The 25,267-nt window shown below is 69.6% G+C and carries 20 protein-coding genes; 10 read left to right on the top strand and 10 right to left on the bottom strand.

Translation table 11 applies throughout. The features are described 5' to 3' along the window. Nucleotides 1-62: 62 nt before the first annotated feature. From ACT9AS_RS04725 to ACT9AS_RS04715, 3 genes are all read left to right on the top strand, one after another. Nucleotides 63-1,172 carry an S-(hydroxymethyl)glutathione dehydrogenase/class III alcohol dehydrogenase gene (locus ACT9AS_RS04725; RefSeq protein WP_445098950.1) on the top strand — a complete coding sequence of 370 codons (1,110 nt, stop codon included), beginning with the start codon at nt 63-65 and terminating at the stop codon, nt 1,170-1,172. Between the two features lie 179 nt (nt 1,173-1,351). Beyond that, nucleotides 1,352-2,182: an S-formylglutathione hydrolase gene (gene fghA, locus ACT9AS_RS04720; RefSeq protein ID WP_445098949.1), complete on the top strand. Its 831-nt coding sequence runs from the start codon at nt 1,352-1,354 to the stop codon at nt 2,180-2,182. An 11-nt stretch (nt 2,183-2,193) separates the two neighbouring features. Beyond that, the gene (locus ACT9AS_RS04715) at nt 2,194-2,640 is read left to right on the top strand and encodes a pyrimidine dimer DNA glycosylase/endonuclease V (protein ID WP_445098948.1); all 447 of its coding nucleotides are present in this window, start codon (nt 2,194-2,196) and stop codon (nt 2,638-2,640) included. A 3-nt stretch (nt 2,641-2,643) separates the two neighbouring features. On the opposite strand, the gene ACT9AS_RS04710 is transcribed toward ACT9AS_RS04715, so the two are convergent. From ACT9AS_RS04710 to ACT9AS_RS04685, 6 genes are all read right to left on the bottom strand, one after another. Beyond that, entirely contained in the window at nt 2,644-3,318 is a 675-nt protein-coding gene (locus tag ACT9AS_RS04710; protein WP_445098947.1) for a Dph6-related ATP pyrophosphatase, read from the bottom strand. A gap of 189 nt (nt 3,319-3,507) precedes the next feature. Next, nucleotides 3,508-3,852, bottom strand: a complete 345-nt coding sequence (locus tag ACT9AS_RS04705; protein ID WP_445098946.1) for a hypothetical protein — start codon at nt 3,850-3,852, stop codon at nt 3,508-3,510. A gap of 192 nt (nt 3,853-4,044) precedes the next feature. Beyond that, a complete protein-coding gene (locus ACT9AS_RS04700) occupies nt 4,045-7,524 on the bottom strand; it encodes an amidohydrolase family protein (protein WP_445098945.1) in 3,480 nt (1,159 codons plus the stop codon). Nucleotides 7,525-7,844: 320 nt separating this feature from the next. Next, the gene (locus ACT9AS_RS04695) at nt 7,845-8,792 is read right to left on the bottom strand and encodes a DegV family protein (RefSeq protein ID WP_445098944.1); all 948 of its coding nucleotides are present in this window, start codon (nt 8,790-8,792) and stop codon (nt 7,845-7,847) included. A 413-nt stretch (nt 8,793-9,205) separates the two neighbouring features. After that, nucleotides 9,206-10,528: an amidohydrolase family protein gene (locus ACT9AS_RS04690; protein WP_445098943.1), complete on the bottom strand. Its 1,323-nt coding sequence runs from the start codon at nt 10,526-10,528 to the stop codon at nt 9,206-9,208. Further along, nucleotides 10,525-11,970: an amidohydrolase family protein gene (locus ACT9AS_RS04685; protein WP_445098942.1), complete on the bottom strand. Its 1,446-nt coding sequence runs from the start codon at nt 11,968-11,970 to the stop codon at nt 10,525-10,527. The genes ACT9AS_RS04690 and ACT9AS_RS04685 overlap by 4 nt, the downstream gene beginning before the upstream one ends. 192 nt (nt 11,971-12,162) lie before the next feature. Between ACT9AS_RS04685 and ACT9AS_RS04680 the strand changes: the two genes are divergently transcribed. Both ACT9AS_RS04680 and ACT9AS_RS04675 read left to right on the top strand, forming a co-directional pair. Next, the gene (locus tag ACT9AS_RS04680; protein WP_445098941.1) at nt 12,163-12,759 is read left to right on the top strand and encodes a lysozyme inhibitor LprI family protein; all 597 of its coding nucleotides are present in this window, start codon (nt 12,163-12,165) and stop codon (nt 12,757-12,759) included. 122 nt (nt 12,760-12,881) lie between these two features. Continuing rightward, nucleotides 12,882-13,421 (top strand): DUF924 family protein, encoded by a 540-nt coding sequence (locus tag ACT9AS_RS04675; RefSeq protein ID WP_445098940.1) that lies wholly within the window; start codon nt 12,882-12,884, stop codon nt 13,419-13,421. Between the two features lie 249 nt (nt 13,422-13,670). Here ACT9AS_RS04675 and grxD read toward each other — a convergent pair whose 3' ends face one another. Then, on the bottom strand, nt 13,671-14,600 hold the full coding sequence (grxD, locus tag ACT9AS_RS04670; protein ID WP_445098939.1) for a Grx4 family monothiol glutaredoxin: 930 nt from the start codon (nt 14,598-14,600) through the stop codon (nt 13,671-13,673). Nucleotides 14,601-14,748: 148 nt separating this feature from the next. On the opposite strand from grxD, the gene ACT9AS_RS04665 reads away from it, so the two are divergent. Continuing rightward, the gene (locus ACT9AS_RS04665) at nt 14,749-15,555 is read left to right on the top strand and encodes a polysaccharide deacetylase family protein (RefSeq protein ID WP_445098938.1); all 807 of its coding nucleotides are present in this window, start codon (nt 14,749-14,751) and stop codon (nt 15,553-15,555) included. A gap of 196 nt (nt 15,556-15,751) precedes the next feature. On the opposite strand, the gene ACT9AS_RS04660 is transcribed toward ACT9AS_RS04665, so the two are convergent. From ACT9AS_RS04660 to ACT9AS_RS04650, 3 genes are read right to left on the bottom strand one after another with little or no spacing between them, the layout of a single operon-like run. Then, a complete protein-coding gene (locus ACT9AS_RS04660) occupies nt 15,752-16,441 on the bottom strand; it encodes a methyltransferase domain-containing protein (RefSeq protein WP_445099034.1) in 690 nt (229 codons plus the stop codon). Between the two features lie 17 nt (nt 16,442-16,458). After that, entirely contained in the window at nt 16,459-17,094 is a 636-nt protein-coding gene (locus ACT9AS_RS04655; RefSeq protein ID WP_445098937.1) for a GDSL-type esterase/lipase family protein, read from the bottom strand. 21 nt (nt 17,095-17,115) lie between these two features. Next, nucleotides 17,116-18,366, bottom strand: a complete 1,251-nt coding sequence (locus ACT9AS_RS04650; RefSeq protein ID WP_445098936.1) for an aminotransferase class I/II-fold pyridoxal phosphate-dependent enzyme — start codon at nt 18,364-18,366, stop codon at nt 17,116-17,118. Nucleotides 18,367-18,705: 339 nt separating this feature from the next. Here ACT9AS_RS04650 and rsgA point away from each other — a divergent pair, with 339 nt between their 5' ends. The 4 genes from rsgA to ACT9AS_RS04630 all read left to right on the top strand — a co-directional run bounded on the left by rsgA (nt 18,706) and on the right by ACT9AS_RS04630 (nt 25,192). After that, nucleotides 18,706-19,860, top strand: a complete 1,155-nt coding sequence (gene rsgA, locus ACT9AS_RS04645) for a ribosome small subunit-dependent GTPase A (protein WP_445098935.1) — start codon at nt 18,706-18,708, stop codon at nt 19,858-19,860. After that, nucleotides 19,860-21,122: a tyrosine/phenylalanine carboxypeptidase domain-containing protein gene (locus ACT9AS_RS04640; protein ID WP_445098934.1), complete on the top strand. Its 1,263-nt coding sequence runs from the start codon at nt 19,860-19,862 to the stop codon at nt 21,120-21,122. The genes rsgA and ACT9AS_RS04640 overlap by 1 nt, the downstream gene beginning before the upstream one ends. Before the next feature lie 192 nt (nt 21,123-21,314). Beyond that, nucleotides 21,315-22,901 (top strand): M4 family metallopeptidase, encoded by a 1,587-nt coding sequence (locus tag ACT9AS_RS04635; RefSeq protein WP_445098933.1) that lies wholly within the window; start codon nt 21,315-21,317, stop codon nt 22,899-22,901. A 119-nt stretch (nt 22,902-23,020) separates the two neighbouring features. Then, nucleotides 23,021-25,192 carry an ESPR-type extended signal peptide-containing protein gene (locus ACT9AS_RS04630; protein WP_445098932.1) on the top strand — a complete coding sequence of 724 codons (2,172 nt, stop codon included), beginning with the start codon at nt 23,021-23,023 and terminating at the stop codon, nt 25,190-25,192. Nucleotides 25,193-25,267 lie beyond the last annotated feature (75 nt).

The raw sequence follows: 25,267 nt of genomic DNA, 5'->3' as shown, positions 1-25,267 counted from the left end.
CGATCAGGCAAGCCGTCGCGTCGCCGGCCTATCATGGCGCATCCCCACACCGGAGCCCCGCCATGAAATCCCGCGCCGCCGTCGCCTTCGCCGCCGGACAACCGCTGCAGGTCGTCGAGATCGATGTCGAGCCGCCGAGGAAGGGCGAGGTGCTGGTGAAGATCACCCACACCGCGCTGTGCCACACCGACGCGTTCACCCTGTCGGGCGAAGACCCGGAAGGCGTGTTCCCGGCGGTGCTCGGACACGAGGGCGCCGGCATCGTGGTCGAGGTCGGCGAGGGCGTGACCAGCGTCAAGCCGGGCGACCACGTGATCCCGCTGTACACCGCCGAGTGCGGCGAGTGCCTGTTCTGCAAGTCGGGCAAGACCAACCTGTGCGTCGCCGTGCGCGCGACCCAGGGCAAGGGCGTGATGCCCGACGGCACGACGCGTTTCAGCTACAACGGCGAGCCCATCTACCACTACATGGGCTGCTCGACCTTCAGCGAGTACACGGTCGTGGCCGAGGTCTCGCTGGCCAAGGTGAACCCCGAAGCCAACCCGGAGCACACCTGCCTGCTCGGTTGCGGCGTGACCACCGGCATCGGCGCGGTGCACAACACCGCGAAGGTCGCCGAAGGTGACAGCGTCGCCGTGTTCGGCCTCGGCGCGATCGGCCTTGCGGTAATCCAGGGCGCGAAGCAGGCGAAGGCGGGCCGGATCATCGCGATCGACACCAACCCCGACAAGTTCGCGCTGGCGCAGGCGATGGGCGCGACCGACTGCGTCAACCCGAAGGACCATGACAAGCCGATCCAGCAGGTCATCGTGGAAATGACCGGCTGGGGCGTGGACCACAGCTTCGAGTGCATCGGCAACGTCGAGGTAATGCGCGCGGCGCTGGAATGCGCCCACCGCGGCTGGGGCCAGAGCGTGATCATCGGCGTCGCCGGCGCGGGCAAGGAGATCGGCACCCGGCCGTTCCAGCTGGTCACCGGCCGCAAATGGATGGGCACCGCGTTCGGCGGAGTGAAGGGCCGCAGCCAGTTGCCGGGCATGGTCGAGGACGCGATGCGCGGCGATATCGACCTCGCGCCGTTCGTGACCCACACCCTGCCGCTGGAGCGCATCAACGAGGCGTTCGACCTGATGCACGAGGGCAAGTCTATAAGAGCCGTAGTCAGGTACTGACTCCAAGAGCCGTAGTCAGGTACTGACTCCGATTCCCTTCTCCCGCATGCGGGAGAAGGTGCCCGAAGGGCGGATGAGGGCGCGCGACACCGCATCTGCGACACCATTGCCGGTTTGCGCACCCTCACCCCAGCCCTCTCCCGCAAGCGGGAGAGGGGTAGAAATCACGAGAGGTCCCCATGCAACGCATCGAACAGCACGCCTGCTTCGGCGGCACCCAGGAAGTCTGGCAGCACGCGTCGAGTACGCTGGACTGCCCGATGAAGTTCGCCGTCTACCTGCCGCCGCAGGCCGCGCGCGGGCCGTGCCCGGTGCTGTACTGGCTGTCGGGGCTGACCTGCAGCGAGCAGAACTTCATCCAGAAGGCCGGCGCCCAGCGCTACGCCGCGGAACACGGCCTGATCCTGGTCGCGCCCGACACCAGTCCGCGCGGCGACGACGTGGCCGACGACGAGGCCTACGATCTCGGCCAAGGGGCGGGCTTCTATCTCAACGCCACGCAACAGCCCTGGGCCGCGCACTACCGCATGCACGACTACGTGGTGAACGAACTGCCGGCGCTGGTCGACGCGCACTTCCCGACCACCACCGCCCGCGGCATCAGCGGCCATTCGATGGGTGGGCACGGCGCGCTGGTGATTGCGCTGCGCAACCCGGGTCGGTATCGCAGCGTTTCCGCGTTCTCGCCGATCGTCGCGCCGTCGCGCGTGCCGTGGGGCGGGAAGGCATTCGAGGCGTATCTGGGGAGCGACCGCGACAGCTGGAAGCAGTGGGACGCCTGCGAGCTCGTCCGCGCGGCGGCCGAACGCCTGCCATTGCTGGTCGACCAGGGCGGCGCCGACGAGTTCCTGCAGGAGCAGCTGCGTCCGGAACTGCTGCGCGACGCCTGCGCCGCATCGGGTCATCCGCTGACCCTGAGGCTGCAGCCGGGCTACGACCACAGCTACTACTTCATCGCCAGCTTTATCGGCGACCACATCGTCCACCACGCCGCGGCGCTGGTCGAGTAGCAACCAACGGCATGCGCCTGTGGACAGTGCATCCGCGGCATCTCGATCGGCAAGGCCTGGTCGCGCTCTGGCGCGAGGCGCTGCTGGCCAGGGCGGTATTGCGTGGCGAGACCCGCGGCTACACCCGGCATCCGCAGCTCGAACGCTTCCGCGCCCACCCGTCGCCGCGGCTGGCGATCAACGCCTACCTTGCCGCGGTGCATGTCGAGGCGGTGGAGCGGGGCTATGCGTTCGACCGCGGCAAGATCGGACCGCTGCGGGTGGTCGAGTCCATCGAGGTCAACGCCGGCCAGCTGGAGCACGAGTGGCAGCACCTGCTGCGCAAGCTGGCGGTCCGCAATCCCGCGCTGTACGAGCGTTGGCAAGTGGTATCGCCCGACCAGCATCCACTGTTCCGGCTGCGCCCCGGGCCGGTGGAGTCCTGGGAGCGCGTTGCGCCAGGTGTCGGCCAGGCGTGATATTCAGGACGCCAGCACGAAGTCGGTGAAGGCGAAGCGGCCGTCGCGGAGGACGGTTTCGCCGCGCTCGATCCGCAGCGGACGCTCGAACATCGGCCCGGCATGGACCAGGGTGTGGAACTCGCCGTTCTCGCCGCAGGGGTCGCAGCCGGGCGGCAGTTCGGCCAGCAATGCGTCGTCGAATGCGCGGCCACTGAATGCCGCGTCGAGCTGCCCGGTATCGACGCAACACAGCTGGGTACGCAGGCCGCCGGCGATCATCGTCCGCGCCAGCGCTGCGGTGTCGGTGCCGAACAGCGGGGTCCGGATCGTCCAGCCGTGCCGCGCGCACAATGCCTCGCGCCAGGCGCGCACGTCGGCGAGGTAGAGGTCACCGAACGCGATCGTGTCGAGGCCGGGCCAGCGTTCGCGCGCGTCGGCGAGCGCGGCGGCGAACGCGGCTTCGTAGGTGTCGTTGTCGCAGCCTTGCGGGATCACCGATTCGATCAGCGGCAGGCCGACTGCGTCGGCCTGGGCATGCAGCACGTCGCGGCGGATGCCGTGCATGGCGATGCGCTCGTAGCCGGCGGTGACGGTGGTCAGCAGGCCGAGCACGCGGACGTCGTCGCGCTGGCGCAGGGTGTGCAGGGTCCAGGCGGCGTCCTTGCCGCCGCTCCATGCGAGCAGGAGATCGGTCATGCCGCCATTGTCGCCGGTAGAGGCTGGCCTTTTGTAGGAGCGACGTAAGTCGCGATCGGGAATCGGTGCGGGCGACCGACTGTCCGATCGCGACTTACGTCGCTCCTACATTTCGGGGACGATTCCGGGGCGATTTCCGGGAGGCGATTTCCGGGGGCGATTCCCGGGGCGGTTCCCCGCGCGCCCACATCAGGCCGCGGTTACGTCGCGCAGTTCCCAGCCGCTGCCGGCGAGCAGGCGCAGGCGCTGCTTGAAGGTGTCGCCGGGCAGGCCGGTGGTGACCACCAGATCGATGTGCAACGAATCCTGCGCGCCGGTCACGGTCGCGTCGGGGTCGGTCGCGCCCAGCCGCTCGTCCACCTCGTCGGGATCGTCCTGGCGGGCGCGCCAGCGCTGGAACAGGTTGTCGGTGCGCAGCGCGGCCTGCAACTCGCTGGCGAAGCCGTCGGCACTGACCGCCTTGAACGACAGGTCGGGGTCGGCGCCGCGGGCGCGGGTGCCGTCGGGCAGGGTGATGTAGTAGCGGGTGGCCATGGGCGATTCCTTGGATGAACAGGGCCAGCCTAGGCGGCGGACCATGGGGCCTCCGTGAACGACCGCGTGGCCGCCACGGACCCCCGGGAACCGGCTCGTGTAGGAGCGACGTAAGTCGCGATCGGAAATCGGCACGGACGCCCGACCGTCCAATCGCGGCTGAAGCCGCTCCCACAGAAGCGCGGATTGGTATCAGTCCAGATGCACGTGCCCGCCGTGGTGGCCCTTCGGGCAATGGCAGACCGCGGTCGGGCCGAACTCGGTGCCGAAGGTCTGGCCGTCGCGGTGGCGCTGCCAGTAGAAGTTCGGCTCCGGGGTCTGGTCGTTGCCGATCTCGGCCATGTCGGCGTCGACGTCGAACAAACGGCCGTCGACCATCACGTAGCGGGTGTCGATGGTGGCGCGGATGTTCTCCAGCGGGTTCGAGTTCAGCACCACCAGGTCGGCCTGCTTGCCGACCTCGAGCGAACCGATTTCCTCGCTGAGGCCAAGATAGTCGGCACCGTCGATCGTCGCCGCGCGCAGCGCCTCGAAGTTGCTGAAGCCGCCCTGGGTCAGCAGCCAGATCTCCCAGTTCGCGCTCAGCCCCTGCAACTGGCCGTGGCCGCCGACCTGGATGCCGACGCCGGCATCGCGCAGGACCTTGGCGGCCTTGGCGACTTCGACGTGGTAGTAGTCCCAGTCCGGCGCGGTCTCGCGGCGGATGCTGCGCGCGTCCAGGGTCTCGCGCGGGAAGAAGCGGTTGAGCTTGTCGTTCTCCCAGACGTTGTCGCGCGCATACCACCAGTACTCGCCCGACAGTCCGCCGTAGCTCACCACCACCGTCGGCGTGTTGCGCACGTCGGTCTGGCTCCACAGCTCGACCACGTCCTTGTACAGCGGCGCGACCGGAATGTTGTGCTCGATGCCGGTGACGCCGTCGAGGATCATCGTCATGTTGTGGTGGAAGGTGCTGCCACCTTCCTCGACCACCAGCATGCCGAGCTCCCTTGCTGCAGTGTTGATCTGCTGGCGCTGCTCGCGCCGGGGCTGGTTGTAGCTCTTGACCGAGAACGCGCCGTTGGCCTGCATCCGGCGCAGGTGGCTGCGGGCGTCGTCGAGCGAGTTGACCACCGCCTTGAAGTCGCCGTCGGCGCCGTACAGGATCGTGCCGGTCGAGAAGATCCGCGGGCCGACCATCCTGCCGGCCTTCTGCAGCTCGGCCTCGGAGAACACGAACTCGGTGGTCGCCGACGGGTCGTGCATGGTGGTGATGCCGAACGCGAGGTTGGTGTAGTACGCCCAGTTCTGCTGCGGCACGACGCCCTGGCCGAAGTGCGCGGCGTGGGCGTGGACGTCGATGGTGCCGGGCACGATGGTCTTGCCGCTGGCGTCGATGACGTTGGCGCCGGCCGGCACTTGCACCGCACCCGTGGCGCCGACCGCGACGATCTCGTCGCCGCGCAGCACGATCGTGCCGTTGTCGATGACCTCCTCGGAGTTCTCCGCGTCGCGCATGGTGATGATGCGTGCGTTGGTGAACGCGACCAGCTCGTCGGGCGCGTCGACCGGCACGGTCAGGCCGACCGCGATGCCGCCACCGTGGACTGGCTTGGCGATCTCCGTCTTGCCGTCGGTCAGGAACGCGAAGCTCTCGTCGAGCGAACGCGAGTGGTACTTGTCGCCGACCATCCAGTGCAGCGACTCCGAATCGGCCGCCCAGTGCAGGTAGCTGCCGACATCCGCGCTGACCGCGGTCACCGGGATCGCCTTGGAGTCCTTGCTGAGCTCGACCGGCTTGCCAGTCGACACCATCGGCGCGACGTAGGCGTTGAACAGCTCGGTGAACGCGACCCACTTGCCGTCCGGGCTGACCTTCACCGCGTCGACGTACTTGAGGTTGAACACCTCGCGCGGGTCCTCACCGTGCAGGCCGACCGACATCAGCTTCTTCTCCAGCCCGCCGCCGGTCAGGTACAGCACGCGCGAACCGTCGGCGTTGAATTGCGGCGCGCTGCCCTTGTCGGCGACCCGCACCGGCTCGCCGCCGCGCGCCGGCATCACGTAGACGCCCTGGTCGACCGACCACAGGCTGCCGGTCAGGCCGCTGCCGCCGGACTTGCTGTAGACGATCCGCTTGCCGTCGGGCGAGAACCGCGGGTTGTAGTAGAAGCCCTTGTCGTCGGTCAGGCGGGTGCCCTTGCCGCTGCCATTGGCGTTGCGCACGTAGATCGCGCCCATCGCCGCGTCCGACCAGGTGGTGTAGAGCAGCTTGTCGCCATCGGGACTGAAGCTGGGCTCGTATTCGTACAGGCCCTCGTTGCCGGTCAGGCGACGCGGTTCGCCGCCGGGCAGCGACTTGCGCCACAGCTTGCCGACGGCATGGAAGACCATGGTGTCGCCATCGGCCGAGGTGGCGACGTCGCGGATCATCTTCGGTGCGAAGCTGCCTTCGTCGATCTCCTGGGTGAAGCGCAGCGGCTCGGTCACGGTCTGCTCGACCTGCGCGGTGAACGGGATCTGCGTGGCCTCGCCGCCGGGCATCGTGACCCGCCACAGCTTGCCCTGCGCCCACAGCACCACCGATTTGGAATCGGGCATCCAGTCGAAGCCGGTGTACGGCCCGAAGATCGCCCACGCTTCCTGCTGGTCGTGGCTGAGCCCGTCCCACACCGGCCGCACCTCGCCGCTGGCGAGGTCGAGCACGTGCAGCACCGACTTGTCGCGGATGCGCTTGACGAACGCCAGCGACTTGCCGTCGGGCGACGGCTGCGGCCGCACCGCGCCGCCCGGGGTCGCGACCAGGGTGTCGGTCTCGCCGGTTTGGCGGTCGAGCCGCTTGATCGCGTAGATCACGTCGTGCGGGTTCTTGTTGTACTGGAACGTCTCGCCGCCGCTGACGTCCTCGGAGTAGTAGACGTAGCGGCCGTCGGGCGACACCGCAGGTTCGCCGAGGTCCTGCTGGTCGTTCTTGCGCTCGGTCAGCTGCAGGCCTTCCTTGCCGCCGGACACGTGGTACATCCATAGCTCGCCGGCGCCCAGCGAGCGCTCGGAGGTGAAGTGCTTGCGGCCGATCAGGAAGCGCCCGTCCGGGGTCCACGCCGGGTTGTTGAGCAGGCGGAAGTCCTCCTGCGTGACCTGCACCGGGTCGCTGCCGTCGGTGTCGATCCGCCACAGGTTGTTGCCGCCGCCGCGGTCGGAGGTGAACGCGAACTCGGCGCCGTCGGGCGACCAGCGTGGCTGCACGTCCCAGGCCGGGCCGCTGGTGATGCGCTGCGCGGTGCCGCCGGTGATCGGCAGGCGGTACAGGTCGCCGAGCAGCGAGAACACCAGCTCGTCGCCGTCCGGGGCGACGTCGACGTCCATCCAGGTGCCTTCGTCGGTGCTGAAGCGCACGGTCTTCGTTGGCCCGTGGGCGGCGCTGACGTCCCACTTCTTCTCCGCGTCGTCGGCTGCATCGCGCGCGTTCCTGCCCTTGGCGACGTCGGGCGCAGCCTGCGCCGGATCGGTGCCGACCGGGTCGAGTGCGTCCTGTTCCAGTTGCACCGGGTCCTGCGCGGTGTCGCTGGTGTCGCGGTCGGCCGGTGCCGGCTGTGGCGTGGGCTTCGGTGGCGGATCCTGTGCCACGGCAGGCAAGGCGAAGGACGCGGACAACGCGCTGGACAGCGCAAGGACGAGCAGGCGAGGGGTCATGGCAGGCACGCATGGCGGACGAATCGTGCAGCCTAGCCCGCATGCGGCGCGCGGTCGTAGGCTGTTAGTCCCGGATGCGGGCGCCGGGGCGAGATCGCCAAGCCATCGCCCCGACCCGGCAAAGCCACCACGGATGTAGGAGCGACGTGAGTCGCGATTTCACTGCTGTCACATCTTCCGTGCTGCGCGCAAAATCCCGGTATCGCGATCGTGATTCCCGGCACGCCGACGTGTGCCGATTGACGGTTGCCGAGGAAATCGCGACTTACGTCGCTCCTACAGTCGGGGGCATTCCGTGTGCACCGGAACGACTTTTCCGATCAGCGCTCGAACGTGATGCCGCCTTCCGACGCAAACCCGACCACCACTGCGCCCTTGCCGACGTTGACCATGCCGGTCAGGCTCATGACGCTTTCGAACAGCTCGATGTTGTTGTCGACGCAGGCCGCGCGCAGTTCCTGGTAGCCCGGAAGTGCGCGCATCTCGTCGAGCTCGCCGCCGTAGCTCAGGCACACGGTCGGGGTCATCAGGCCGGCGTGGATGCGCTTGATGGTGCCGGCGAACACCTTCTCCACCGCCGGCTCGAAACCCTTGATCTTGGCCACCGGACCGGTCTCGCCGCGGTTGCAGTGCAGCACCGGCTTGATGTCGAGCGCGCTGCCGAGCGCGGCGCTGAGCAGGCTGACGCTGCGGTCGCCCTTGGTGCGGGCACGGGCGCGCAGGTAGTACAGGTCGCGCGGCACCAGGTAGCCGTGGGTGTGCAGGGCGAGGTTCTCCAGCCGTGCGCGGATCTTCGGTGCGCCTTCGCCGGCATCGCGCAGGCGCACCGCCTCGACCGCGGTGATGCCCTGTGCGGCGAACAGGTTCTGGGTGTCGATCACGCGCAGCGCGAACGGGGTGTTGTTGCCGGCCGCGGCGCGCGTGGTCTTGTAGTCGTTGAGGATCGCGAAGCCGGCCTGCTGGGCGTTGTCGAAGATCGGGCTGCGCGACCTGGTGATGGTCATGCAGAACACGTAGTCGTAGTCGATCACCAGCCGCTCCAGGAACAGCTGGTGGATCTGCTGCACGGTGAACGGCATGGTCTCCGCCTCGGCGCCGCCCTCGGCGACGTGCGCGTGGAGGAACTCCAGCGTCGCCTCCTCGTTGCGGTGGTCGGCCAGCACCGCCTCGCCGATGCGCACGGTGATCGGCAATACCGTCACCTCGTGCCGTTGCAGGTACTCCAGCGGCAGATCGCACGCCGAGTCGACCACCAGACCGATACGCATCGTTGACCCCCGGGGCAGTAATGACGACTTCGTCACAAAACGCCGACAGCATAGCGCTGCTTGGGGGCGGGTGGGTGTTGGTGTCATCACGCGCCGGGGCGGGCGGCTGCGCCGGGGGTGGGGCTGGCCGGACTGTTGTCGCTATCCAGTGTTGCGGCCGTGCGGATGGGGCGGGCCGCCGCGAGGTCGCGGTGGGGCCGCGGCGGATGTAGGAGCGACGTAAGTCGCGATTTCCTCGCCAACCGTCGGTCGTTGCGGACCGGGTGCGGGAGATCACGATCGCGATGGCGGGATCCTGCGCGCAATACGCCGGTTGCGACGGCAGGGCAATCGCGACTTACGTCGCTCCTACAGGGAGCGAGTCAGGTGCGGCGGCACGCACCAGGCAAGCCACGAACCGGCCGCGCCGCGGACTATTCGTCCGCGGTCGGATACGCCCTTGGCAGGCCGCCGTTCGCGCGCGGCACCTGCGGGCGCAGGTAGCGGTCGCGCAGTTCGGTCTGGCGGCTGCGCATCTCGATCGGCTCGCCGTCGAACCAGACCTGCAGTGCGACTTCGCTGACCTCCAGCGGGTCGCCGCTCCACAGCACCAGGTCGGCGCGCTTGCCGACGGCAATGCTGCCCAGTTCGTCGGCGACGCCGAACGCCTGCGCCGGTACCGAGGTCAGCCCGGCCAGGCCGTCGTCCCAGGGCAACCCGTTGGCGACCGCGTTGCCGGCCAGCTGGCGGACCTTGCGCGCGTTGTGGCTGGCGTCGCCGCCCTGGCTGAAGCCGACCGCGACACCGGCGGCCCGCAGCCGCGCGGCGTTCTCCATGCTGGCGCCGATCTGGTCGAAGCCGGCCGGCAGGTTGGCCAGCGGGTCGACGAAAACGGGGACCTTCGCCGCCGCAAGTTGCGGGGCCAGCTTCCAGGCTTCGGCGCCGCCGGAAATCGCGATGTCGACGCCATGGCGGTCCGACCAGCGCAGCAGTTGGCGGATGTCGGCGGCGCGGTCGACCTCGACCACCACGCGGCGGCCGCCTTCGATGTACTTCTTCAATGTGGCGCGGCCGGCCGGGGTCAGCAGCGCGGCGTTGGCGTCGGGCGCGATCCTTCCGTGCGCCTCGTCGATCAACTGGTCGAGGATCATCCATTGCGCCGCGCGCGAGCGGCCGCTGAGGCCGGCGGCGTCGCTGCCGAGGTCAATGAACAGCACGTCCGGGCCGGCCGGGTCGACGCTGCCGTCGAGCCGCATTACCGCGCCCTGGCCGCCGATGATCGAGCCGCCGTCGTCGTTGCCGGCGCCGAGCAGGGTCCAGCCGATGCCCTCGATCCGGTTGACCGGGATCAGCACCGACGCCGGGTTGAAGGCGAGGGTCACGTCGAACTCCGGACGCACCATCATCTGGTGGGTTTCGGCGCCGAGCGCGAGGGTGTTGTCGACGGTCGAGCGTTCGCCCGAGACCTCCTCGATGCCGATCCCGGTGATGCCGCCGAACAGCGTCGGGGTCAGCGGCCGGTCGCCGGCCTCGACCACCTGCACGCCGGCCGGCGCGGCCAGGCCGCTGCCGATCGCGGCGATGCGGCCGTTGCGGACCAGCACGTCGGTGTTTTCCAGCGTGCCCCGGGCGCCGCCGGTGTGTACGGTGGCGTCGCGGACCAGCATGTCCTGCGCGTTCGCGGTCAGTGCCAGGCACGACAGCAAGGCCGCGGCCAGCGAGGCGCGCGCGAGCGGCTTCGGCACGGGGCGGCTCACAGCACACCTCCGACCTGGATCGCATCGCCAGTCGACTGGCCCAGCATGAAGTCCGACTCCGGCTGTCGCGACGGGTCGTCGCGGTCGTACACCCGCGCGCCGTCGACATACACCTGCTCGGCCTGCGCGTACACGCTGAATGGCGTGCCGTTCCAGACCACCACGTCGGCCATCTTGCCGGCCTCCAGGGTGCCGGTCTGGTCGAGGATGCCCATCGACTTGGCCGGGTTCGCGGTCAGCCACTGGATCGCGTGCTCAGGTGTAATTTCCATGCCGGCCAGCTTCGCGTGCGCCATGACCTTGGCCGCCTCCTGGTTGAGCCGCTGGATGCCTTCCTCCGAATCGCTGTGCACGATCGCGCAGCTGCCGGCGGGACGGTCGACCAGCGCGATGTTCTCCTGGATGCCGTCGAACGCTTCCATCTTGAAGCCCCACCAGTCGGCCCACAGCGCGCCGCAGACGCCCTCGGCAGCCAGCCGGTCGGCCAGCTTGTACGCCTCGACCGCGTGGTGGAACGCGGCAACCTTGAAACCGAACTCCTCGGCAAGGTCGAGCATCGTCGCCATCTCGTCGGCGCGGTAGCAGTGGATGTGGACCAGGATGTCGCCGTTGATCGCGCCCGCCAGCGTCTCCAGCTTGAGGTCGCGCTTGCCGCCGCTGTCCTTGCCGCTGTCGGGCTCGTCGGACTGCCACCAGCTGCGCTTCTCAGCGGACTTGCCGCCGCCGTTCTTCTGCAGGTATTCGGTTGCGTCGATGAACGCCGCGCGGTAGCCGGCGACGTTGCCCATCCGGGTCGACGGGCCGCCCTTGTCGCCATACACGCGTTTGGGGTTTTCGCCGCAGGCCATCTTCATGCCCCACGGTGCGCCGGGGAATTTCATCGCCTGGTAACTGACCGCCGGCACGTTCTTCAGGGTCACGCCGCGGCCGCCGACCAGGTTGGCCGAACCCGGCAGGATCTGCAGCGAGGTGATGCCGCCGGCACGCGCGGCGTTGAAGCCCTCGTCCTGTGGCCAGACCGAATGCTCGGCCCAGACGTTGGCGGTCACCGGCGCGGTCGCCTCGTTGCCGTCGCTGTGCGCGCGCGCACCGGGGCTGGGATAGACGCCGAGGTGCGAGTGGACGTCGATGATGCCCGGCGTCACCCACTTGCCGCTGCCGTCGACCCGGGTCGCGCCCGCCGGCAGTTCCAGCGACGGCCCGACCGCGACGATGCGGCCGTCGGCCATCAGCACGTCGGCGTTGTCGAGCCGCGCGCCGGTGCCGGTCAGCACGGTCGCGTTGTCGATCAGCACCGGCGGCGCGGCGATGCGCTGGTAGGTGCTCGGATACGGGTCGTTGGAGAACGGTGACGCGCCCTTGTCCTGCGCGGCGTGGACGGCACCGCCGCCCAGCGAAAAGGCGAGCGCGGCCGCGAGCGCGGCAAGCTGTGGTCGGTGCATCGGGTTCCCCGTTCATTGGCGTGACGACCTCCGGACCGTAGCCGTGCGCCGGGGCGGTGCCAACCCTGACGAACGTCACGGGCGGGTGACCGGCGCCACGGAACCCGCGGAACCTGGCGAACCGACCGATTGGGCAAATCGCAACGGCTGCGATGCCGTCACGGCACACTGTCGGCCTGGAGGAATTCACCGATGGAACAATTCGCCTACCTGCTTGCCGGCGCCGTGCTGACCTGGGCGTTCTACTTCGTCCAGCGCCGGGTCGAGCGGCGTCCCACGGTCGAGGCGATCGACCGCAACCAGAAGCTGCTCGCGCTCAAGCAGGGACTGGAAGGTGCCAATACCAGCCTCGACGAGCTGCGCCGGTTCGAAAGCCGGCTGATCGGCAAGGCCGAGGCGGCCGTGCGCATCGCCGACCGCTACGTCAGCGAGGTCGCCGAGGTCGCGCGTTCCGGTGACGAAACCGCGTTCGACGAGGACGCGATGAACGAGCGTGCGATCGCCTCGTTCCGGCAGGCCGACGCGCGGCTCGACGGCCTGGTCGCCCGCCTGCGCGCGCAACTCGATGGCCACGGGCTGGACGCGTTCGAGGCGGTGCACCTGGGCTGGCGGGTCTATCGCGAGCGCTATGCGCGCTTCATCGCCGAGTCGTATTCGGGCGGCGCGGCGGGCGGGGCGATCCAGCCATTGATCCACGCGGTCACGCTGGAAAGCATCACCGCGGCGTGGATCACCGAGCTGGAGACACAGTTGGGCGACGATGAGGGCGAGGACTGGGAAACGGGCTGAGCGGAAGCTGCCGGGAGCGACCTGGTCGATGCAGCCCAACCCGGTTGAACCTGCTTCACGCGCATACGCGGATTTGCGTGAAGCCTTGCTAGGCTGCGAATCGATCAAGTGGAGGTGGGTCGATGGATGCGAGGGCAAGCGAGGTCGTAGGTTTCTGGCGCGAGGCGGGCGAGTCGAAGTGGTTTGGCGGTGGCGCGGCGTTCGATGCGCAATGCCGAGAGGCCTGCCTCGACCTGCACCTGGCCGCCGCGCGCGGCGAGTTGCACGACTGGGCCGAATGGGCCGAAAGCGCACTGGCGCTGGTGCTGCTGCTCGACCAGATCCCGCGCAACGTGTTCCGTGGCAGCGCACACGCCTACGCCACCGACCCGCTGGCGCGCAGCGTCGCCGAGCGCGCGGTCGGGCACGGCTTCGACCGGCAGGTCGACCCGGAGTTGCGCACGTTCTTCTACCTGCCGTTCATCCATTCCGAAGCGATGCTCGACCAGCAACGCGCGCTGGAGCTGTACCGCCTGATGGAACCCGGCGCGGACAAATGGGCGGTGCACCACCACGGGATCATCGAGCGCTTCGGCCGGTTCCCGCACCGCAACCGCCTGTTCGGCCGCGTCACCACCCCGGCCGAGCAGGAGTTCCTGGACCAGGGCGGCTTCGTCGGCTGAAGTCCAGGCAAAGGCCTTGATGTAGGAGCGACGTAAGTCGCGATCTCACTGCTGCCGGATATGACTTTATGCGCGCGGAATCCCGCCATCGCGATCGCGATGTCCCTGCGCGCCGATCGAATATCACCACACGGTTGCCGGGGAAATCGCGACTTACGTCGCTCCTACATCCGGCTTCGTGCCCACTGGCGGCTGCGGATGAATCGCGGAGCCGAACGGTGACCCGATGCGGTCAACCGCGGCGCCGCCTCAATACCGCGGCACGTGGCTGTCGGCGGTCTCGCTCCACGCCTCGATGCCGCCCTCGACGTTGTGCAGCCGGGTGAAGCCAAGCCCGCGGAAATGCTCGGCGGCCTGCGCGCTGCGGCGGCCGTGGTGGCACAGGAACGCCAGCTCGGTGTCCTTCGGCAGCGCCTCCAGATGCGCCAGCGCTTCGCCTTCCATGATCGAGAACGGCACGTTGACCGAGGCACTCGCGCGCTCCTCGGCCGGGCGCACGTCGACCAGCACCAGGCTACCGGCGGCGACCCGCTCGGCCGCCTCCACCGCGCTGATCGGGGTGACCTTCGGCGGCGCGTTGGGGTTCTCGATCACCAGCCCGCGGCCGCGCTCGTCGTCGACCCAGTCGATCGACAGGCCGCGCGCGCGCTGGGCGCTGGCGAGGTCGAACTGCGCGCGCAGGCCCTCGGCCTCGGTCGCGATCGCGCCCGCATCGACCGGCGCCAGCTGCAGCTTGGCGTTGAAGCGCGGGTCGATCTCGATCTGCAGCGCGTAGCCGTCGCCGGCATTGGCCACCGCCTCGCGCAGCATCTGCGCCGCGGCCGGGGTGATGCTGATCTGCGGCGGAGTGCGGTCCGGCGCGGGCACGCCGAGCGCGGCATGCAGCTCGCCGGAGTTGGCCATCTGCTCGATGATGTCGCTGCCGCCGACCAGCTCGCCGCCGATGTACAGCTGCGGGATCGTCGGCCACTCGCCGTACTGCTTGATGCCCTCGCGGATCTCCGGGTCGGACAGCACGTCGACGTGGCGGTAGGCGACGCCGGTCGACGCCAGCGCGCCGACCGCCTTGGCCGAGAAGCCGCACTGCGGCGCGCCCGGCTCGCCCTTCATGAACAGCACGACCTTGTTGGCGTCGAGCAGGGACTGGATGCGCGAGTGCAGGGCGGGGTCGAGCGACATGGCGGTTTACCGGCAACGGACGTGGGCCCGCCAGTGTACCGCCGTGGGCGCGGCGGCCGGTTTACCGGGGCTGACTTGTGATGTGTCGCCGCGTTGCGGGTGCTTTCGTGCCACGCCGTCCGCCAGGCCCGATGGCATGATGCCGGCCATGTCCGACACAGCCCTCCACCGCGTTCCGCGCCGCCCGCATGCCTGGCTGGTCGCGCTGGTGGTTTCGCAGTTGCTGGTCGCGATGGCGTGGTGGCAACTGGGCTGGGCCGTCGGCCTGCCGCTGATGCTGGCGAGCCACATGGTGTTCCTGTGGGGCGTGATGAAGCCCGATTCGGCGATGTTCAGCCCGGTGCTGGTGCGGCTGCCCACGCGGGAGCGGGTGGTCTGGCTGACGATCGACGACGGCCCCTCCGACGACACCGACGCGATCCTCGACCTGCTCGACAGCCACGGTGCGACCGCGACCTTCTTCGTGGTCGGCGAGCGCGCGCAGGCCCGCCCGGCGACGCTGCGCGAGATCGCGCGGCGCGGGCATGGCATCGGCAACCACAGCCAGTCGCACCCGCAGGCATGGTTCTGGGCGCTGGGGCCGGCGCGGATGCGCCAGCAGGTGGCGCAGGCGCAGGCGACGTTGACCGGCATCGGCGGGGTGGCGCCGCGCTGGTTCCGGGCGGTGGTCGGCATGGCCAACCCGTTCGTCTCGGCGCCGCTGCGCGAGTACGGGCTGGCGCGGGTGGCATGGAGCGCGCGTGGCTTCGACGCGGTGGCGTCGGAGCCGGCGGCGGTGGTTGCGCGGATCGAGCGCGACCTCGGGCCGGGCGCGATCGTGCTGCTGCATGAAGGTGCGCGCCATGGCCGCAACGTCGAGGCGATCGCGCTGCTGCTGCTACGGCTGGAGGAGCTGGGCTACCGGACGGTGCTGCCGGAGCGGCTGCCGCCCGAACCCGAAAAGCCCCACGTGTAGGAGCGACGTAAGTCGCGATTTCCTCGCCAACCGTCCATCAACACACGCCCGCGTGCGAGGAAGTGCGATCGCGACACCGGGATTCCGCGCGCAATGCGCGATACGTGGGAACAGGGAAATCGCGACTTACGTCGCTCCTACATTCGTATCCGGCATTTTCGCGGCGTGGGCATTACGCACCACCGCCGACGGGCAATCAGGCCGGTCTTACCGCCACCACGCGCCAGTTGTTGAACGGGGTGTTGCCGTACAGGGGAGTGAACTCCGACACCAGCCCAGCGGCGTCGAACTTCGCGCGCAAGGCGTCGGCGCAGGGGTAACGGCTTGGCCCGGCATTCATCCAGCCCAGCACGCGCGAGAACACGTCGACCGCGCGGGTCACGCGCGCGCGCCGGCCGCCGTCGTCGAGGCCGGTGCGGATCACCAGCCGCGCGCCGGGTTCCAGCATCGCGATCGCGGCGTCGAGCGTGCGGTCCTGCGCGTCGGGCGGGATGAACTGCAGCACGTCGAGGATCGCGACGCTGCCGCGGTGGCCGAGCGAGTCGAGTGAAAACCCGGCGCCGGCGAGGTCGACGCAATCGAACCCGACGTCGACCAGTCCCTGCCGTTGCGCCGCGCCCCGGGCGCGCTCGATCTTGCCGGCATCGTTGTCGATCCCGCGGTAATGCAGGCCGATGCCGTCGGCGCGGAGCGCGTGGGCGAGCAGGCCGAGCCCGCAGCCGATGTCGAGCAGCGGTGTGGTGCTGTCGCGCAGCGCCTCGCAGACGCCGGGATACAACGGGTCACTGGCGAGTTTGCTGCGGCTGTAGAAGTAGTCCCAGCGGCTGCCGAACAGGCGTGCCGGGGCGAACGCGGCGGCGATCGCGCGGGCCTGTTCGCGCGCCATCGGCCGGGTGGCGACGCTCATTCCCGGCGACCGAGCAACCCGCGTGCAACAGGCAGTGCGTGTTCGGCCCAGAGCGCGTACATCGCCGCCGACGGATGCAGGCCGTCGTCGACCAGCATCGACTGCTCCGCACCGCGCGCGCGGCTGATGCCGGTGATGTCGACAAACGCCACGCCGTGCTGTCCGCACAGTTCGGCGGCAATGGCGTTGTAGGCGTCCAGTTCGGCAGCGACCTGCGTCGCGTCGCGACCTTGCGTGGTCGCGAACGGGGTGACGCCCCAGTCCGGGATCGACAGCACCAGCACCCGGTCGCTGCGGTCGCCGGCCAGGGCGATCGCGCGCCTCAGCAACCCGTGGAATTCGCCCCGATAGTCACCGGCGCTGCGGCCGCGGTACTGGTTGTTGACCCCGATCAGCAAAGACACGAAGTCGTAATGCCCCAGCGGCGGTTGCGCGGCGTCCATCGCGGTCGACAGCTCGTCGGTGGTCCAGCCGGTGGTCGCCAGCGTGCGCGGGAACTCCAGCGGCAGGCCTTCCTCGCGCAGGGCCAGGGTCAGGCGCACCGGCCAGCGTTCGCCGGACGCGACGCCCTCGCCGATGGTGTAGCTGTCGCCAAGCGCGAGGTAGGTCAGGGCGGTGGGGTCGGTGGCCATGGAAGCTCCGTGGGACTGCGGTCAGGCCGCGGCGGTGCGGCCGCGGGCGGCGGCATCGGCGCGGCGCGCGAGCACGCGTTCGATCCGCGCGAACACCTCGCGCAGGTCGTCCGGCTGCGGCAGCAGGGTGACCCGGAAATGGTTGCGGTAGGGCACGTTGAAGCTCGAGCCCGGCACCACCAGCACGTCCTCGGATTCGAGCAGTTCCAGGGCGAACCCGTGGTCGTCGAAACCCTGCGCCGCGGCGCCGGTCACCGCCGGGAACGCGTACAGCGCGCCGGCCGGCTCGACCAGTTGCAGGTGCTCGCTGGCGGCGACGCTCTCGACCACCGCGCGGCGTGCCTCGTACAGCCGGCCGCCCGGCGCGCACAACGGCGCGATGGTGTCCTCGCCGTGCAGTGCCGCCTCGATCGCGAACTGCCCCGGCACGTTGGCGCACAGCCGCAGCGCGCCGAGCAGGTCCATCGCGTGGTGGAACTCGCCGCTGGCCAGCGGGTCGCCCGACAGCATCGCCCAGCCGACGCGCCAGCCGCAGGCGCGGTGGACCTTCGACAGTCCGCCGAACGACAGGCACGGCACCTCGCCGGCCAGCGGCGCGAGTGGCTGGAAGGTCGCGCCGTCGTACAGGATCGAGTCGTAGATCTCGTCGGCCATCAGCAGCAGGCCGTGTCGCGCGGCGATCGCGACGATGCGTTCCAGCAACTCGCGCGGGTAGGTCGCGCCGGTCGGGTTGTTCGGGTTGATCAGCACGATCGCGCGCGTGCGCGGACTGACCAGCGCCTCGATCTCGTCGGGATCGGGCAGGAAGCCGTTTTCCGGGGCGCAGCGGTAATACACCGGCCGGCCGTCGTTGAGGATCGTCGAGGCCGACCACAGCGGGTAGTCGGGCGAGGGCAGCAGCACCTCGTCGCCGGGGTTGAGCAGCGCACGCAGCGACAGATCGATCAGCTCGCTGACACCGTTGCCGACGAACACCCGCTCGGCGCTGGCGTTGGGCGTGCCGCGTTGCCTGTGGAACGCGGCGATCGCCTCGCGCGCGGCCGGCAGGCCCTGCTGGTGGGTGTACGGATCGGTATCGGCGATGCGTCCGGCGATGGCCTGCTGCAGGTGCTCCGGCGCGCGGAATCCGAACGCGCCCGGGTTGCCGATGTTGAGCTTGATCAACTGCCGGCCTTGCGTCTCCAGCTCACGTGCGCGGCGGGCCAGCTCGCCGCGGATCTCGTAACGCACTTCGGACAGGCGGGCACGGGTTTTCAGGCTGGCAGGCGGCATCGGGAAACGGGTCAATGTGGGGTCGGCCAAGCCTAGCCGATTCCCCGCCGCCCGCCACGCCCGGCCGGCCACCACGCCATACGACCCGAAACCCCTGTAGGAGCGACGTAAGTCGCGAACGCACGACGCACCACGCCGCCCGTGACCGCGCACCGTGCGGCAGACCATCGCGTCGCTTCCGGGACGCATTGTCGCCAAACGGATGCTGGCGCCCGGATCCATGCCGAGGCGTTCGCGACTCACGTCGCTCCTACATCCCTCTACGCCCGGGATTCCATCGGCCGGCGGGGGCCGCCCGCGACTGTAGAATCCAGCCATGCGCAAAACCCACCGCTCGTCGTGATTCCCGACCTCGCCCTGCAGGCGATCGGCTGGCCGCTCGATTCCGACGGCCAGCCCGCGATCGCCGGCTGGCGCGAGGCCATCGCCGCCCATCCGCAGGCCCGCCCGGCGCGCGTGGTCGAGCAACACCGCAGCGGCTACGTGGTCGCCGACGGCCCGGACAACAGTTTCGCGGTCGAGTCGCCGCCGCAGTGGCAGCGCGCGCCCAGCTACAAAAAGGGCGCGACCCCGGCCGAGCAGCGCGCCGGCGTCGGCGACTGGGTACTGATCGCGCCCTCGACCGAGCACGCCGCCGGCAAGGACCAGATCGTCGCGCTGCTGCCGCGCCACAGCGCGATCAAGCGCGGCGCCGCCGGCGAGCATTACAGGCAGCAACTGATCGCCGCCAACGTCGACACCGTGTTCGTGGTCTGCGGCCTCGACGCCGACTTCAACCCGCGCCGGATCGAGCGCTACCTGCTACTGGTCCACGGCAGTGGCGCCGAGCCGGTGGTGGTGCTGACCAAGGCCGACCAGGCGACCGACGTTCCCGGCTCGCTCGCGGCGCTGGTCGAACTGGCCGCGCAGGACATCGCCGTGCGCGCAGTCAACGCCCGCGACCCCGACAGCGTCGCCGCGCTCAATCCGTGGCTGAAACCCGGCAGCACCGCGGTGCTGGTCGGCAGCTCCGGCGCGGGTAAGTCGACGTTGACCAACACCCTGCTCGGGATCGAACGCATGAAGACCGGCGCCGTGCGCGAGAGCGACGACCGCGGCCGCCACACCACCACCCACCGCGCGCTGATCCCGCTGCCGTCCGGCGCCTGCCTGATCGACACCCCCGGCATGCGCGAGCTCAAGCCGACCGGCGAGGAAACCGTCGCCGACAGCTTCGCCGACATCGAGGAGCTGGCCGCGCACTGCAAGTTCCGCGACTGCCAGCACGCGAAGGAACCCGGTTGCGCCGTGCGCGCCGCGATCGAGGCCGGCAAGCTCGACCCGCAACGCTTTGCCAGTTACCTCAAGCTTGGCAGCGAGGTCGCCGGCGCCGCCGACCGGCTGGCCCAGCGCCAGGCCGAGAACACCGCCACCCGCGCGCCCGGCCGGCCCGCCGCCAAACCGGCCGGCGACATCCCCAACGCACGCCCCAGCGGCCGCAAAACCCGGCGCTGATGACCGCCCTCGCGCCCGACGTCGCCCATCACGCCGCGCTCGACGCGCGCATGGTCGCCGTCGCCCGCGACATCAAGCTGTTGAGCCTGGCCAGCTGGCCGGCCGGTCGCGAGACCGACTTCGTCGCCGACTACGCCCGCGGCGTCGCCCGGCTGCCGCGGATCGAATACCCGCGGCACGATTTCAGCGCGGCCCGCGCCGAACTCGACGCGATCGGGCGCGAAGCCGATCCCGGCCACCCGCTCGGCCAGTACCTGATCGACTCCTCCCGCAGCTGGGCCACCGCCGCCCGGCTTTGCGAAGCGCTCGGCACCAGCGCGGTCACCGACCTCTCGATCCAGCTCTACGGCAGCCCGTTCGACCCGCTGCCCGGCAACGGCCCCGACGCCCGCGTCGCCGCGCGGCATTTCCTCGCGATCGCCGACGAGTACGACCGCGAACTGATATCGCCGGCCGAACAGGTCGCGATCTCCGCCACCGCCTTGCAGCTGCAACTGCAACGCGACCTCGACGACTACTTCAACGAGCGCGTGATCGACGTCGTGCTCGATCCCGACCTGATCGCCAAGGCCGCCGCCGGCGCCACCCGCATCCGCCTGCGCACCACCGCCTCTTTCACCGACTACGACCGCGACCAGCTGCTGCAGCACGAAGCCTTCGTGCATTCGCTGAGCGCCCTCAACGGCCGCGAGCAGCCGGTGCTCGGAAGCCTGGCGCTGTCCTCGCCGCGCGCCACCGCGACCCAGGAAGGGCTGGCGACGTTCGCCGAACAGATCACCGGCAGCATCGACATCAGCCGCATGAAGCGGCTCAGCCTGCGGATCGAGGCGGTGGCGATGGCGCTGGAGGGCGCCGACTTCATCGAGGTGTTCCGCTACTTCCTCGATTCCGGCCAGAGTCCCGAAGAAAGCTTCGCCTCGGCCCAGCGCGTGTTCCGTGGCGTGCCGACCACCGGCGGCGCGGCGTTCACCAAGGACGCGGTGTACCTGCGCGGGTTGGTCGGGGTGCACACCTTCTTCCGCTGGGCTATGCGGCAGCGGCAACTGCGCCTGTGCCGCTGGCTGTTCGCCGGCAAGATGACCCTGCTCGACGTGCAGCGTTTCGCGCCGCTGTTCGAATCCGGCGTGCTGCTGCCGCCGCGCTGGATGCCGCGCTGGATCGCCCGCGCCAACGGCCTGGCGGGGATGCTGGCGTTCTCGCTGTTCGCCAACCAGATCCGGCTGGACGCGATCGACGACGGTGGCGACTGGCTGGATCCCTAGGCGCGTCGGCGAAATAGCCCGGCCGCTGCGATCGGTCCGTAATGTGATTTGACTCACATGGCAAATGAGAAGTAGGTTCGGAAAGTTGGTGGACTTGGGGATAAGTCGCCGACGGCAATCGCTTCCCGTGCCCGCCCACTGCCGGTTTCCCCGGCTGTCCGGCGGGACTTTCCGACTTCAGGGGTCCAATACATGCAGCAGAAGATTCTGGCTTCCGCACTGGTTGCCGCAATGGGTATCGGTGCCATGGCGACAGCCGCCGCCGCGCCCGCCGACAAGATCGAAGCCGGGCGGCTCGGCCGGCTCTCCAACAGCGCGCTTGCCACCAGATTGCACCTCGGCACCGGCAGCGCGCTGGTGACCGAAGCCCGGGTTCGCACGGCGCGCGGTACCACCAAGACCCGCGAGCGCCAGGTGTGGCGCGGCGTACCGGTCTACGGCTCGCGCCTCGTGGTCGAGCGCGACCGCGCCGGAACCATCCTGCGCGTGGAAGGCGAGGCCCAGCGCGACCTGGCATCCGAGGTGCCGAGCGTGCAGCCGCGTATCTCCGCCAGCCAGGCGCATGCCGCGCTCAAGGCCAGCGCCGGCCATCGCCTGGTCCGCAGCGTCGACAACGCCAGCAACGAGTTGCTGGTCCATACGGCGGACAACGCACCGACCCGGCTCGTCTACCGCAGTTCGTACTTCACCACCTTCAACGGCAAGCCGACCCGTCCGACCGCGCTGATCGACGCCAACACCGGCCAGGTCATCCGCCAGTGGGACGGCCTCACCAATGGCCGGCGCCCGCCCGGCGGCACCTCGACCCCTGTCGCCGCGACCGCCTACGGGCCGGGCGGCAACCCGGCCACCGGCTATTACAACTACGACGGTTCCGGCCCCGGGCTCGACCCGCTGCGGGTCACCCGCATCGGCAACGTCTGCTACACGCAGAACGACGACGTCGCGACCTACAACGTGATCGGCAGCAACCGCCTGACCCTGTGGTCGTTCGGCTGCGGCATCGGCACCCCCGCCGGCACCAGCAGCGGCGATGACATCAATGGCGCCGCATCGCCGATCAACGACGCCCACCACTTCGGGTCCGTCGTGCATGACATGTACACCAGCTGGTTCGGCGCACCGCCGCTGACCACCGACGGCACCACGCCGATGCGGCTGGACATGTGGGTGCACTACGGCACCAACTACGGCAACGCATTCTGGACCGGCGCGCAGATGGTCTTCGGCGACGGCGATTCGTACTTCTATCCGTTCGTCGTGCTGGACATCACCGGCCACGAAATCAGCCACGGCTTCACCGAGCAGCATTCGGGCCTGGAGTATTTCGGCCAGTCCGGCGGCATGAACGAAGCGTTCTCCGACATGGCCGGCGAAGCGGTCAAGTACTTCGACCGCGGCAGCAACAACTTCCTGGTGGGCGACGAAATCGTCAAGCCCGAAGTCGTGCCGCTGCTCGGACCGTCGCTGCGTGACATGTGCACCCCGAGCAACGATGGCGTGTCGATCGACAGCGCCAGGGACTACTACGACGGCCTCGACGTCCACTATTCCAGTGGCGTCTACAACCGCGCCTTCTGCACCCTCGCCAAGACCGCCGGCTGGGACACCCGGAAGGCGTTCGAGGTGTTCCACGATGCCAACGCGCTGTACTGGGGGCCGCTGGAAACCTTCGACGGTGGCGCCTGTGGCGTGGAGCAGGCGGCTGTCGACCGGGGTTATCCGGCCGCGGACGTGACCGCCGCGTTCGCCCAGGTCGACGTGGCCTGCGCCCCCTGAGTGCCTGATCGCGCGGGTCGCCACGGCGGCCCGCGCCTACCGACTTATCCCGCCGATGGCGGACCGCGTGCGCATGCGCGCGTGTCCGGCTGTCGCATCCGATTCCAGGACAAATACAGATGAACAAGATCTACGGCATGGTGTGGAGCCGCGCGCGCGGCATGATGGTGGTGGCGTCCGAACTCGCCAGCGGTAATGGAAAGGCCGCCGGCGGCCGGCGGCGCAGCGTGGCGGCCCTGGGCAGTGCGGCCGCGCTGCTGCTGGTATTGCCGCTGGCCCCGCTGGGCGCGGCACTGGCGCAATCGGCGCCCGCTGCTTGTGTGTACACGCTCGACGGCCTGACCCCGACCTTCGAGCTGCCGCCGCTCGACCCCGATGCATTCACCTGTGGCCCGGGTGCGGCGGCGATCGGCGCAGGCGCGTCGGCGTTCGGCTCGCTCGCGTACAGCGAGGGTGCCGGCGCTTCGGCGCTCGGGTACTTCTCAGGCGCGATCGGCGCCAATGCCACCGCGGTCGGCAGCAACAGCCTTGCCGAGGCCGACTCGGCGACCGCCATCGGCGGCACCTACGTCGACCTCGATGGCACCCCCTACACCACCATCGCCACGGCGTCCGGCGCCACCGCCATCGGTGCCGGCTCCGGCGCGGAAGGCATCGACAGCACCGCGATCGGCGCGCTGTCGTATGCCACCGGGCAGAACTCGTTCGCCGGCGGCACCAACGCCGGCGCCGATGGCTACAACAGCGTCGCACTGGGTGCCAATGCTTCCGCGATCGGCCGCGAGACCATCGCGATCGGCGGCGGCGACCCGGATCCGGACAACCTCGGGCTGGCCACCGAAGCGCAGGGCCTTGGCGCGATCGCGGTCGGCTCGGTCGCCGTCGCCGAAGGCGTCGGCGCGATGGCGCTCGGCTATCGCACCATCGCCCTCGGCGACAGCGCGACCGCCAGCGGCAATGGCGCCTGGGCGCAGGGTATCGGCGCGTCCGTGTTCGGTGCCGGCTCGTACGCGGCGGCCGACCAGGCCACGGCGATCGGCAACGGCGCGCAGGCGCTGGGCCAGGGCGCATCCGCGCTGGGTACCGATTCCTACGCGGCTGGTGCCTATTCCATCGGGATCGGAACGCAGACCGATGGTGGGAACGGCGGTGCAGTGGCCCAGCAATCGACCGCAATTGGTTTCAACAGCGGCGCGCAGGATGTCGGGGCGACTGCGCTGGGCGGATTCAGCATGTCGTTCGGACGACTGTCGTCCGCGCTCGGGTACGGCGCTATCGCCCAAGGGGCTCAGGCGACCGCCGTGGGTTTCAGTTCGCAGGCGATCGGCGTCACCAGTGTTGCGGTCGGTGACCGCAGCGTCGCGTTGGGCAATGCCAGCACCGCCGTCGGTGGCAACCTTACGGGCGATGTCACCGAAGCCGATGGAACCGGTTCCTCGGCCTTCGGTGCCAGCGCATGGGCAGCGAGCGACTTCTCCACCGCGGTTGGTGCTGCGTCGGCGGCTTCCGGCGCCGACAGCACGGCACTCGGTTTCGCCGCTGTCGCCACCGGTGCCAACAGCGTCGCCATCGGCGCGGGTTCCGTGGCCGGCCAGGACAACACCGTGTCGATCGGCGACATCGGTGCGGAGCGCAGGGTGGTCAACGTGGCCGATGGCGTGGCGGCCACCGATGCCGTCAATCTGGGCCAGTTGCAGGCAGTGGCGGGTACGGCGGTGGCGCAGTCCAGCGTTTACGCCGACGCCGGCGATGCGGCCACGTTGTCCCAGGCCAACGACTACACCGACAGCCGGATCGCCAATGTCAGCGCGGTCGCTCTGGATGCGGCCAACGACTACGCGGATGCCGGCGACACCGCCGCGATCGCATCCGCCAACGCGCATGCCGATGCCGGCGACGCCTCCACGCTTGCATCGGCACGCACCTACACCGACACCACCACGACCCAGACGCTGACCTCGGCCAATGCCTACACCGACCAGCAGATCGCCGCGTTCGATGCCGGGCTGAACGAGTTCCGCAACGAGGTCGACGACCGTTTCCACACCCAGGACCGGGCTATGGCGCGGATCGGTGCGATGGGCGCGGCGATGTCGCAGATGGCCATGAACACCTCCGGCCTGTCCGGCGAGAACCGCATCGGCATCGGCCTGGGGTCCTACAGCGGCCAGGAGGCGGTCTCGGTCGGTTTCCAGCGCGCCTTCTCCGGCAACCGCGCCAGCATCTCGGTGGGCGGGGCGTTCTCCGGCAGCGAGTCTTCGGTGGGCGTGGGCGCCGGCTTCAGCTGGTAAAGGCCGCTGTTGGGGCCGCGCCGGATCCGGCGGCCCTTCGAAACCCGGCGTCGCGAGGCGCCGGGTTTTTCACTG

The sequence above is a fragment of the Lysobacter sp. F60174L2 genome, from assembly GCF_052547135.1.
The sequence above is the reverse complement of the archived record's forward strand: the minus strand, read 5'-3'. Positions and strand labels throughout refer to the sequence as shown.